This is a genomic window from Bradyrhizobium sp. 31Argb, from assembly GCF_043638955.1.
Classification (GTDB): domain Bacteria; phylum Pseudomonadota; class Alphaproteobacteria; order Rhizobiales; family Xanthobacteraceae; genus Bradyrhizobium.
Map to the genome: position 1 here is coordinate 1 of NZ_JBEGDB010000281.1, position 10,400 is coordinate 10,400.

Annotated in this window: 13 protein-coding genes; 3 read left to right on the plus strand and 10 right to left on the minus strand. The window is 63.8% G+C overall.

Annotated elements, in window-relative coordinates; translation table 11 throughout:
* Positions 1-434: 434 nt before the first annotated feature.
* Positions 435-524: an SEC-C metal-binding domain-containing protein gene (locus tag AAFX91_RS34110; protein WP_394569499.1), complete on the plus strand. Its 90-nt coding sequence runs from the start codon at positions 435-437 to the stop codon at positions 522-524.
* Positions 525-626: 102 nt separating this feature from the next.
* On the opposite strand, the gene AAFX91_RS34115 is transcribed toward AAFX91_RS34110, so the two are convergent.
* From AAFX91_RS34115 to AAFX91_RS34150, 8 genes are all read right to left on the minus strand, one after another.
* Complete coding sequence (locus AAFX91_RS34115) at positions 627-908, minus strand: hypothetical protein (RefSeq protein ID WP_394569489.1); 282 nt, start codon at positions 906-908, stop codon at positions 627-629.
* Positions 909-917: 9 nt separating this feature from the next.
* On the minus strand, positions 918-1,685 hold the full coding sequence (locus AAFX91_RS34120) for a DpnI domain-containing protein (protein ID WP_394569490.1): 768 nt from the start codon (positions 1,683-1,685) through the stop codon (positions 918-920).
* Between the two features lie 65 nt (positions 1,686-1,750).
* The gene (locus AAFX91_RS34125; protein ID WP_394569491.1) at positions 1,751-2,167 is read right to left on the minus strand and encodes a pyridoxamine 5'-phosphate oxidase family protein; all 417 of its coding nucleotides are present in this window, start codon (positions 2,165-2,167) and stop codon (positions 1,751-1,753) included.
* A gap of 3 nt (positions 2,168-2,170) precedes the next feature.
* The gene (uvrB, locus tag AAFX91_RS34130; protein WP_394569492.1) at positions 2,171-5,155 is read right to left on the minus strand and encodes an excinuclease ABC subunit UvrB; all 2,985 of its coding nucleotides are present in this window, start codon (positions 5,153-5,155) and stop codon (positions 2,171-2,173) included.
* A gap of 416 nt (positions 5,156-5,571) precedes the next feature.
* Positions 5,572-5,766, minus strand: a complete 195-nt coding sequence (locus AAFX91_RS34135; RefSeq protein WP_282532342.1) for a hypothetical protein — start codon at positions 5,764-5,766, stop codon at positions 5,572-5,574.
* Positions 5,767-5,777: 11 nt separating this feature from the next.
* Entirely contained in the window at positions 5,778-6,017 is a 240-nt protein-coding gene (locus AAFX91_RS34140) for a hypothetical protein (RefSeq protein WP_282532328.1), read from the minus strand.
* 62 nt (positions 6,018-6,079) lie between these two features.
* A complete protein-coding gene (locus tag AAFX91_RS34145; protein WP_394569493.1) occupies positions 6,080-6,373 on the minus strand; it encodes a hypothetical protein in 294 nt (97 codons plus the stop codon).
* Positions 6,374-6,479: 106 nt separating this feature from the next.
* On the minus strand, positions 6,480-7,403 hold the full coding sequence (locus AAFX91_RS34150) for a LysR substrate-binding domain-containing protein (protein WP_394569494.1): 924 nt from the start codon (positions 7,401-7,403) through the stop codon (positions 6,480-6,482).
* Positions 7,404-7,498: 95 nt separating this feature from the next.
* Between AAFX91_RS34150 and AAFX91_RS34155 the strand changes: the two genes are divergently transcribed.
* Together AAFX91_RS34155 and AAFX91_RS34160 are read left to right on the plus strand one after the other, a co-directional pair.
* The gene (locus AAFX91_RS34155) at positions 7,499-8,260 is read left to right on the plus strand and encodes a TSUP family transporter (RefSeq protein WP_394569495.1); all 762 of its coding nucleotides are present in this window, start codon (positions 7,499-7,501) and stop codon (positions 8,258-8,260) included.
* A 13-nt stretch (positions 8,261-8,273) separates the two neighbouring features.
* On the plus strand, positions 8,274-8,507 hold the full coding sequence (locus AAFX91_RS34160) for a hypothetical protein (protein ID WP_394569496.1): 234 nt from the start codon (positions 8,274-8,276) through the stop codon (positions 8,505-8,507).
* 39 nt (positions 8,508-8,546) lie between these two features.
* Here AAFX91_RS34160 and AAFX91_RS34165 read toward each other — a convergent pair whose 3' ends face one another.
* Together AAFX91_RS34165 and AAFX91_RS34170 are read right to left on the minus strand one after the other, a co-directional pair.
* Positions 8,547-9,170 carry an SCO family protein gene (locus tag AAFX91_RS34165; protein WP_394569497.1) on the minus strand — a complete coding sequence of 208 codons (624 nt, stop codon included), beginning with the start codon at positions 9,168-9,170 and terminating at the stop codon, positions 8,547-8,549.
* Complete coding sequence (locus AAFX91_RS34170) at positions 9,167-10,282, minus strand: MBL fold metallo-hydrolase (RefSeq protein WP_394569498.1); 1,116 nt, start codon at positions 10,280-10,282, stop codon at positions 9,167-9,169. Before AAFX91_RS34170 ends, AAFX91_RS34165 begins: the two co-directional genes overlap by 4 nt.
* Positions 10,283-10,400 lie beyond the last annotated feature (118 nt).

Consider the following 10,400-nt stretch of genomic DNA (forward strand, 5'->3'; position numbering starts at 1 on the left):
CGTGACGATCGCGACCCGCCCCTCATCCGCCGTGAGACGCGCGGAGTTAAATCACTGATTTGCCCGACGGCGAAAGCGGAATGTTTTTCGCTGCAGGACTGGACAGAGTTTCGGTGATTTGCCCGTCGAGTTACTTTGTCGCGCCTGCTTGATGCAGATTGCCCTTGCGTGCGCAGCGAAGCAGTTCACAACGCGCGCCGGTGGATGCACGGATTCCGGATAGCGGCTAACGTCGCTTTCGTAATGACAGGCGCTATGCTAACCACCCGCGGCGGCAACAGGCCGCGACTTCAAACCAATGGAGGGCGTCATGCGCAAAGATCGCGATCTCGAAAACCTACCCAGCTTTCAGCGTCACGCGTAAGCGGCGGAATTCACTCCCCTCGGAAACCCATGTCAAACGCGGGCAGCGCGTCATCCACGGTGACGTCGAGCTGAGCGAAAAGCTTGGCCGCAACGATCTCTGCCCTTGCGGCTCCGGACGCAGATTTCAAAGCCTGCTGCATGAATTCCGGTGCTTATGACGGCGCAAATCGCAACTATTACTTTCAGGGAGTAGCCGCCGATCGACGGTGATCTCTCTCGTCGTTCCGGACAGCCGCTTGCGCGGCTTCCGGAACGATGGATCACGCGGATTCGATCGAAGCCAGGAATTCCTCTGCTTTAGCTCGCGTTGGAAACCGGCCAAGTTCGCGGTAGTCGGGATCGTGTTCCGCCGTGTTCGGAGAGCGAAGCACAACGAATTCATTGCCCTCCTGCTCGACCAATTCGGTCAGGTCCTCGCTTTTAAGAGGCGACATATCTCGCGCGCCGCAGTGTGGGCACTCGTCGTCGCACGTGCAGGACCATTCGTCGCTCCATCTCCTCCTGCAACGGTCGCATTGGTAGAAGTTAAGGAACCAGGCCATGGAGAACCCTCACGACGTCAGGCGGTAGTTGCCGCGGGAGACGAATTCGATAAATCCGCGATCACGCAGGTATTGAAGCTGCTGGCGTATCTTCGGTCTGACGTTCTGGTTTCCGGGATAGAGGTCGCCAAGATGTCGGTCAAAGGCGTAGACCTCATCGAGCGTGAATTCACGTTTACCGAGTGAATCGACACATCTCATAACATCAAGCAGCCAGCCCCGCGCTTCCAGCGATTCGTTTCTCAGGAATAGCGTCTTCTGCCATTCCTGAAGGACCAGTTCCTTATCGCGGATGACGCCATTCTGCACGATATGGATCTTACCGGACTCTGGGACGCGCCCAAGCAAGATGTTCGATCCAATCCAGCCAGCGCGCCGCGCGGTAGCAGCCAATGGCTTCCGCTCTTCGATGATATCGCGGACAAAGAAATGCCTTGGCACGATGAAGAGATTGACGACCGCGAGCGACTTCAAGTCGTAGTTCATCAGCAGCAGATTGGGGTTATTGCTTGCTGCCAGACGCTCGCATTTCGTCTTGTAGGCGCCATCTGCCACTTTCTCCCCGAACTTGCCTTTCTGGCTCTTGAGCTCGAATTCCTCGTTGCACGATTGGCAAAGGAAATCGGCAAGTGGGCTGTTGTTTGGAAATTGCGACATCTTCACGTTGCCGCAGTGGGGGCAATATGCCCATGCGCTGACCCAGGCTTCGGTCCATTTACGGGCGTTTTGCGAGCCGCTGGTATACGCGGATTGGGATTCTTCGAAGCCAAGTTTCATCAGGCCAGCGTACTGGAACCCGCACGAATTGCCAGCGCTCTGAGTGCAGCCACCGTGCCATCCGCTCACGCCATCCTCATCTCCTCGATCCGCGGCGGCGTCACCGCAAAATCGCTGTATCGCACCCAGCGCGGGCGGATGCGGACGTAGGCGATGTCGGGCCATTGTTCGCGTTCGCGGCCGTCGGGCCAACTTGCAAAATAGGTCTGCTTGCAGGCGTCGAGATCAGCGCCAGCAGGCAGGTCGGCGATGCCCTCATATTGTTCGGTCTGCTCGGCGTCCCAGCCGATCACCAGCGCGACGCGCGGGTTGGCGCGAAGGTTGGCGTATTTGCGCGAGGTTGTGAGCGTATCGAAGATGATTTCGAGCGCGTCGGTGACGGCTATGCCGACCACGGCCGCCTGTGGCGACGCGGCTCCGATCGTGCTGACCACCGCGAGCCGACGCTTCCGCAAGAAGGCGTGAAGCTCGGCGCGCGTCACCGTTTACCGTTTCTTCCACCCGCCCCGTCGCCCCGGCAGCCCGCCGCTCGATCTCGGCGACGGCCCGAACTCCGGGCCGGACTGCCGCGAGTCGGTCGGCTGGATGATCCGGCTGGTGTTGCCGAATGGCTTTGCTGGCTTGGCATCGGGGTTCGGGCGGTAGGGCAGCGATTCCGGGCCGTGCATTTCGTCGAGATGGGGCTTGTGGACTTTTGATCCGGAGCTGCCGCTGGCCTTGATCGCGGTAGAGGCGCCGCGCTTCTTCATCGCGCTCACTGGCAGGTTGGCGGCGTCGCCGTATTTCCTCGTGCCGGCATAGGCGCCGGCCTTGCCTTGCACGGTGCGCTGCTTGGCGGTGGGATCGTCGACGACGGCAAGCTCCGTGGCGCGGAGGCGCTTGACCTCGTCGCGCAGGCGGGCGGCTTCCTCGAAGTTCAGGTCGGCTGCGGCTTCGCGCATCCTTGTTTCGAGATCGGCAAGCACGGCCTCGAAATTGTGGCCGATCGAGATCACGTCGTCGGTCACGCTGCCTTCGCTGACCTCGACCAGCACGTGGTCGCGCTCGTAGACGGAGTTGAGGATATCGCCGATCGACTTCTTCACGCTCTCCGGCGTGATGCCGTTGGCGGCGTTGTATTCCATCTGCTTTTCGCGGCGGCGGTTGGTCTCGGCGATCGCGCGCTCCATCGAGCCGGTCATGCTGTCGGCATAGAGGATCACCTTGCCGTCGACGTTGCGCGCGGCGCGGCCGATGGTCTGGATCAGCGAGGTCTCGCTGCGCAGGAAACCTTCCTTGTCGGCATCGAGAATCGCGACCAGCGCGCATTCGGGAATGTCGAGACCCTCGCGCAGCAGGTTGATGCCGACCAGCGCGTCGAATGCGCCGAGGCGGAGGTCGCGGATGATCTCGATGCGCTCGATGGTGTCGATGTCACTGTGCATGTAGCGGACGCGGATGCCCTGCTCATGCAGATATTCGGTGAGGTCCTCCGCCATCCGCTTTGTCAGCACGGTGATCAGTGAGCGATAACCCGCCGCCGCGGTCGCGCGCACCTCGCCGACGAGGTCGTCGACCTGGGTGCGGGCCGGGCGAATGTCTACGGGAGGATCAATAAGCCCGGTCGGGCGGATCACCTGTTCGACAAACACGCCGCCGCTCTCGTTGAGCTCCCAGCCGCTGGGCGTGGCCGAGACCGCGACCGTCTGCGGCCGCATCATATCCCACTCCTCGAACCGCAGCGGACGGTTGTCCATGCAGGAGGGCAGGCGGAAGCCGTATTCGGCCAGCGTCGCCTTGCGGCGGAAGTCGCCGCGGAACATGCCGCCGATCTGTGGGATGGAGACGTGGCTCTCGTCGGCGAACACCAGCGCGTTGTCGGGCACATATTCGAACAGTGTCGGCGGCGGCTCGCCGGGGCGGCGCCCGGTGAGGTAGCGCGAATAGTTCTCGATGCCGGCGCAGCTCCCGGTCGCTTCCATCATCTCGAGATCGAAGGTGGTGCGCTGCTCCAGCCGCTGCGCCTCCAGCAGCCGGCCCTGGTCGTTGAGCTGGTCGAGGCGCATCTTTAGTTCTGATTTGATCGACTTGATCGCCTGCACCAGCGTCGGCCGTGGCGTCACATAGTGCGAGTTGGCGTAGATCTTGATGAATTCGAGCTCGTCCTGCTTGTGGCCGGTGAGCGGGTCGAACTCCTCGATGTTCTCGACGGTGTCGCCGAACAGGTTCACGCGCCAGGCGCGATCCTCGTAGTGCGCCGGAAAGATGTCGATGACGTCGCCGCGGACGCGGAAGGTGCCGCGGGTAAAGTCGGCCGAGGTGCGCTTGTACTGCAGCGCGACGAGGTCGGCGATCAATTGCCGCTGGTCGATGCGCTCGCCCTTCTTCAGCGCGAACGTCATCGCGGTATAGGTCTCGACCGAGCCGATACCGTAGATGCAGGACACCGAGGCGACGATGATGACGTCGTCGCGCTCGAGCAGCGCGCGCGTCGCGGCGTGGCGCATGCGGTCGATCTGCTCGTTGATCGAGGAATCCTTCTCGATATAGGTGTCGGTCCGCGGCACATAGGCCTCGGGCTGGTAGTAGTCGTAATAGGAGACGAAATATTCGACGGCGTTGTCCGGGAAGAAATTCTTGAACTCGCCATAGAGCTGCGCGGCCAGCGTCTTGTTCGGCGCCAGGATCAGGGCGGGACGCTGGGTGGCGTCGATCACCTGCGCCATGGTGTAGGTCTTGCCGGAGCCGGTGACGCCGAGCAGCACCTGGGTGCGGTCGTTGCGGTTAATGCCCTCGACCAGTTCGGCGATCGCGGTCGGCTGGTCGCCCCTCGGCTGATAGTCGGACTTGAGCTCGAAGCGGACGCCGCCCTCGGACTTTTCCGGGCGCGGCGGGCGGTGCGGGGTCCACACCCGCATCGAGCCGTCGTCTTTCCGGAACTCGGGACGGCCCTCGCGGATCAGGTTCTCGAGCGCCTCGGCGGTCGCCTTGACCCCGAGCGCCTCCATCTTGTTGCGCGGCGGGCGGGCCAGCGCCTCGTCATCGTCCTCCGCGGTCGGCAGGCCGAGCTGCCGCGCCAGTTCCGGATCGAGCGTCGGCACGGTCGCAGCGGTGCCGTAATTGGCCTGCGGGGCTTCGTCGAAGCCATGCCGTGCGGAGACACCCTCTCCCTGACCCTCACCGCGCGAGCTTTGCTCGTCGCGCCCCGCAAGCGGGGGAGGGGACAGTGCGACCGAGCGATCGCTCGGAAATTCCTTCGGCGTCGAGGCGCGCGCTCGGTGCGCCGCGGCTTCGCCGCCGGCGCGGCGGTCGCGGGAATTGTCCGGCGGCGGCTGCAGGCCCGTGGACGACCCGATGCCGCTTTCGCCGCGGTTGATGGCGGGGTTCAAGAGTTCGGCGAGCGCCGGCGCGATTGGGAGGACGTCGGGCCGGTGTGCTTTGGATCTGGGGGATTTGCCGGGCTTTTTGGGAGTGTCAGGTTTCTTCGCCATGGGGCGAATATGGGACTGAAACCGCCGGCATGAAAGGGCAAACGTGGCTGGGGGCCTGCTCTGTCAGCAGGTGTCAGCAGCCGCGGAACTGCTGGAGATTGTTTGGCGCATGCGGTGCCTCCGTTCGCCTCTCCCGCTTGCGGGAGAGTCCGGATTTGGCGCAGCGACTGTCTCCGCTTGCGAGCATCGCAATTGCCGCGCCGCCCGGCGCTGCGGCTCCTTCCCCCTGAAAGGGGGAAGGTTGGGATGGGGGTTAGCCGCGAGTCACACTGTTCGTGTGGAGAGAGATGATCCCCACCCGGCTTGCGCTGAAGCGCAAGCCGACCTCCCCTTTTCAAGGGGAGGTGTCGCGCTGCCGCTGGCCCCGCCACGCCTCTCTTCTTTCCGCGAAGGGCGGGGCGAGGTGAAGCGAGCTGTCAGCAGACGGACGAAGTGTTCTCGACGATGTTGAGATGAATCCCGCCGCAGCCAGTGCAGCGCATGGCCCAGTATTCGGCCCGGCCGGGGATGACGCGGAGCAGGGCGAGCTCGGCGTCGCATTCGGGGCAATTGTTCAGGAACAGCCGGGCGGGCGGAAGTGCCGGTGCCGGCTCGGCTTCACAGCGCGGCACGGCGGCGCCGACTAGCGCGAAATCGGCGACGGCCCGGTTGAGGTCACCCCATAGCGCCGGCTGTAGCGGTCGATCTGCGCTTTCGCGTGGGCGATCGCCGCATCCGGATCGGACCACGCAAAGCCGAGCTCGAGTGTCGGAAACGAGATGCCATCGATGACGACCGGCTCGCGATCGGCTCGTTGAATCCTGGCGTGCCATAGCCCCTTCCCTGCCTCAAATGAGTTGATCTCAAAGGCGCCGTAAATCATGCCTGCGATCCCAGGTTTTCCCGCCGGGACCAAAGCACGCCGCTGGCGGTGAACTTTGTGAACTAGATCACACTGCGCAAGAATCTTTCGTTACAGCCGCAATCATCTTCGGTCTCCAAATCCTGGAACGCATAATGGTACTCAATCGCCTTGGCGCTCGCTATCTCGCGCTTGATCAGCTCGGCCGTTGCCTTGCCGTTTCGCGTCGGATCATGATGACAGCTCGCGATGTCGCCGACGGCCAGCAGAATGCCGATCGGCCTTTCGGATGGCTGGGCATCGGGTGCCCGAGCGGATGAGATCAGCAATGCGAAAGCGATCAGGAAAACTCTGCCTTTGGACATGGCGTTTTCCATCAATGCGACCGCCGGAGCGGTCAAATATAAATGCAACCGATAATTGTTTATTATTGCCAGTCCTTGGTCACGCTGTCCAGCCGGTGGGGCTGCGACAATGTGATCGTCACGTCTCTTCCCTCATCAGCGATCGCTGCCCCTTGCCGCGCGCGGCGGGCTCGGCCGCGGCGCGGATGATCCAGCGGCGGAAGGCGGCGAAGTCGCGCTGACCGGTGCGGAAGCCGTGATAGACGAGGTACCAGCGCATGCCCTTCGGCACGCTGAGCTCGAACGGCGCAACCAGCCGTCCTGCGGCGAGGTCGTCGTCGATATAGGGCCGGATTCCCATCGCCACCCCGAGGCCGTCGACGGCCGCCTGCAGCGCCTGGCCGTAAAATTCGAACTCGGGCCCGCGCGCTGTGATCCTGATGACGCCCGCGGCCTTCAGCCACATCGGCCAATCGTCCGGCGAGTGCGCCACCCGAAGCAGGCTTCTCCCCTTCAGGTCGCTTGCGCGCTTGAGCTGGCTCGCCAGTCGCGGCGCGCATACCGGCAACAGATCGGCGGCGAACAGCGGCTCGGCCACCAGCCCCGGCCAGTCGCCGTCGCCGAGTTTGATGCCGCAGCTCCAGTCGTCGCTGAACGGTTCCGGCGCCGCGGCGCCGCCGGTGGTGATGCGCACCTCGATCTCCGGCTCTTGCTTCTGGAAATCGGCGAGCCGCGGGATCAGCCATTTCATCGCAAACGTCGGCCCGACGCCGATGGTCAGGACGCGGACGCTCGCGGGCGCAGTGACCTGTGCCGTCAGGCTCGCCAGCGCATCGAAGATCGGCGTCAAGCCGCTCTGGTAGAAGCGGCCGGCCGCCGTGGTGACGAGGCGGTTGGCCTTGCGCTCGAACAGCGCCACCCCGAGCCGTTCCTCCAACAGATGCACCATCCGGCTGATCGCGGCCGCCGTGACGTTGAGCTCGGCGCCCGCGGCGGCAAAGCTGCCGGTGCGCGCCGCCGCCTCGAATGCCTTGATGCCGTTGAGAAAGAGCAGCCGCCGCAAGCCATCACCCTCAGGAAAACTGATGCCAGGAGGAGATAACTCAGTTTGCCCCGCGTGTCCAAGCGGGGCACAAACTTTCATCAGGCGGAAACACGATGAGCCCGCTTGTGATTGCAGCCCTTGGCGTGCTGATGGTCGCGACAGCGTTCCTGTCGGGCCTGTTCGGCATGGCCGGCGGGCTGATCCTGATCGGCGTGCTGCTCACCATCCTGCCGCTGCCCTCAGCGATGGTGCTGCACGCGATCACGCAGATGGCCTCGAACGGCTGGCGCGCGTTGCTGTGGCGGGCGCATATCCGCTGGCGGCCGGTCGCGGTCTACCTGATCGGCTGCGGCGTGGCGCTGGCGATCTGGTCGGCGACGCGCTACGTGCCGGACAAGCCGATCGCGCTGCTGCTGCTCGGCGTCACCCCGTTCATGGCACGGCTGATGCCGAAGGGAATAAAGCCGAATCCCGACAGCATCTGGCAGGGCACGTTCTACGGCTCGGTCTGCATGGGGCTGATGCTGATGACCGGCGTCTCCGGCCCGCTGATGGACACGTTTTTCCTCGGCGGCAATTTCGGCCGCCGCGAGGTGGTCGCGACCAAGGCGACCTGCCAGGTCGCGAGCCATTTCACCAAGCTGATCTATTTCGGCGGCATCATCGACCAGGCCGCGACGCTCGATCCGGTGCTGGCGGGCGTGGCTGTGGCGGCCTCGATGCTCGGCACCACGCTGGCGCGCCGGATCCTGGAAGCGATGAGCGACGCGCAGTTTCGCACCTGGGCGAACCGGCTGATCACGACGGTCGCGAGCTATTACATCCTCTATGGCGGCTGGCTGCTCGTCGCGCGTAACAGCGCGATGGCGCATTGACGGAGGAAGTCCGATGACGGAGGCGACGGATGCGTTGGTTCTCGATCTCGTCGAATGGATCGCGCGCGAGCCGCGGCCTTACGCGGAAGTCATCGAGACCTGGCGTACCTCCTGCCCGCGGCTGACGATCTGGGAAGACGCCGTCGACCGCGGCTATGTCGTGCGCCGCCCCACGGTCGAGGGTTTGCGGGTGATCGTCACCGAAAGTGGCGAACGATTCCTGCGCGACCACGGCCGCGCTGGCTGAGCTGGCTTGGTGCCGCACAACAGCGCAGTGGCAAACGCTCTACTTGGCGAGGTGCGGACGGATGATCTCGACCATGCGGTCGGCCGAAGTGCCCGGCGGGAAGAAGCCGAGATAGCCGCCGTCGCGGTCCATCAGATAGATGAAGGCGGTGTGGTCGACGGTGTAGTCGCCGCGGTCTTTCCCGAGCGGCACCTTGGCGCTGTAGACCTTGTAGGCGTCCGCTGCCTTGCGGATCGCGTCAAGGCTCCCGGTCAATCCGATCAGGCGCGGATGAAACAGCGGCACATAGTCCGCCAGATGCTGCGGCGTGTCGCGCTCGGGATCGACCGTGATGAATAGCGGCTGCACATTGTCCGCATCGCTGCCGAGCCTGTCCATCGCAAGCCCGATCGCCTGCAGATCAGTGGGGCAGACATCGGGGCAAGAGGTGAAGCCGAAATAGACCAGCATCAGCCGTCCGCGGAAGTCGCGCTCGGTGCGGATGCGGCCGGCGTGGTCGACGAGCTCGAACGGCCCGCCGACCGGCTCCCGGTTCCACATCAGGATGTCCATGACCTCAGCCGCCGATCGCGCGGGTGCATCGCCCGCGCAGGCGGGCGCAAGCACAGGCGCCAGCATCAGCCACAGGCCGATGCCGGCGCTGCTGGCGGCCCGCAGGATCATGCGCCGAAGGAGAGGCGGCTGCCCGTCGTGGTGACGAGCACCTTGTCGCCCATCTGCGCGCTGGCTTCCTGGACGAAGTTCAGTCCGCTGCAATGCATGGGTACCACGACATCAGGCTCGAGTTTCTTGATCTCGGCCACGACCTCGGTGAGGTAGTCTTTCGGCGCCGGTCCGAGATGGAAGCCGCCGACGACGGCATGCACCTTCTGGATGCCTGAGACCTCCTGCGCCTGCTTCACCGAATTGACGATGCCGACATGGCCGCAGGAGCTGATCACCACGAGCCCCTTGTCTTTCACGTTGAAGCAGGTCGCGTGCTCGTGGATGTGCTCGTCCGGGACGATCTTGCCTTCCATCTCGGCCGGCAAATAATGGCTGGCATTGCAGCCGAGCCCGTCCTTCATGCCGAACTCGACCCAGGTCTGCGGCAGGATACGCCCAATGCTGCGGCGCGTGATCTTGCCCGTCGTGAACGCATGTCCGGCGATCACCGTCGGCGTTTCGCAGAGAACGGTCGTGACCTTGTGCGCCGCAAGCTGGCGGCGGTCGAGCGCGCCGAAATCGGTGAACTGGCCCTTGGTCGGCGTCGCGTTGACGCGGTGGCAGAAATTGTCCTCGCCGCCGGCGTAGAGCTTCACGTCGGCGGGGAGCTTGTCGCGGAATTTATCCAGGAAGCCGATCAGGCCGCCGAAATGATCGTAATGCCCGTGGCTGACGATCAGCGCATCGAGCTTCGACGGCTCGACGCCGACCAGCTCCATATTGTTGATGAGCACGTCGGGCGTGTAGCCGTAGTCCAGCATCAGCGTGCGCTGGGTGCCCGCGGCCTGCGATTCCAGCCACAGCGACAGGCCCCATTCGTTGTGCAGTGACTTGCGGAAGTCCGCGCTTCGCGCTGGCGGCGCGATCGATACGCCGTTTGCCTGTTTCGGGCGGAAGAACATGTCGTAGCTGCTGTCGACCAATACGCGGATCGACAGTCTGTCGACGGTCGGCACCTCGATCGGTGCCGCACTGGCGATCTCGATGCAGGAAAATCCACCGGCGGCCGCAATGCCGGCGAGCGCGGCTGAACCTTTGAGAAAATCACGTCGTGGCAAATCTCTCGTCATTGAATCCTCCTAAAAAGATATTCCGAATGCAGAGAGGGCCCAAGCCTAGCATTACAGTTGTAATTGACTGAGGATTCTGAATCCATGGGCAACCATGATTCGAAGATCGTGGACGCAG

Bases quoted from the DNA above. Each gene is read 5' to 3' on its own strand.
- AAFX91_RS34115 (WP_394569489.1), bottom strand. From the start codon at position 908: ATGGCCTGGTTCCTTAACTTCTACCAATGCGACCGTTGCAGGAGGAGA.
- AAFX91_RS34120 (WP_394569490.1), bottom strand. From the start codon at position 1,685: ATGAAACTTGGCTTCGAAGAATCCCAATCCGCGTATACCAGCGGCTCG.
- uvrB (WP_394569492.1), bottom strand. From the start codon at position 5,155: ATGGCGAAGAAACCTGACACTCCCAAAAAGCCCGGCAAATCCCCCAGA.
- AAFX91_RS34140 (WP_282532328.1), bottom strand. From the start codon at position 6,017: ATGATTTACGGCGCCTTTGAGATCAACTCATTTGAGGCAGGGAAGGGG.
- AAFX91_RS34145 (WP_394569493.1), bottom strand. From the start codon at position 6,373: ATGGAAAACGCCATGTCCAAAGGCAGAGTTTTCCTGATCGCTTTCGCA.
- AAFX91_RS34155 (WP_394569495.1), top strand. From the start codon at position 7,499: ATGAGCCCGCTTGTGATTGCAGCCCTTGGCGTGCTGATGGTCGCGACA.
- AAFX91_RS34160 (WP_394569496.1), top strand. From the start codon at position 8,274: ATGACGGAGGCGACGGATGCGTTGGTTCTCGATCTCGTCGAATGGATC.
- AAFX91_RS34165 (WP_394569497.1), bottom strand. From the start codon at position 9,170: ATGATCCTGCGGGCCGCCAGCAGCGCCGGCATCGGCCTGTGGCTGATG.
- AAFX91_RS34170 (WP_394569498.1), bottom strand. From the start codon at position 10,282: ATGACGAGAGATTTGCCACGACGTGATTTTCTCAAAGGTTCAGCCGCG.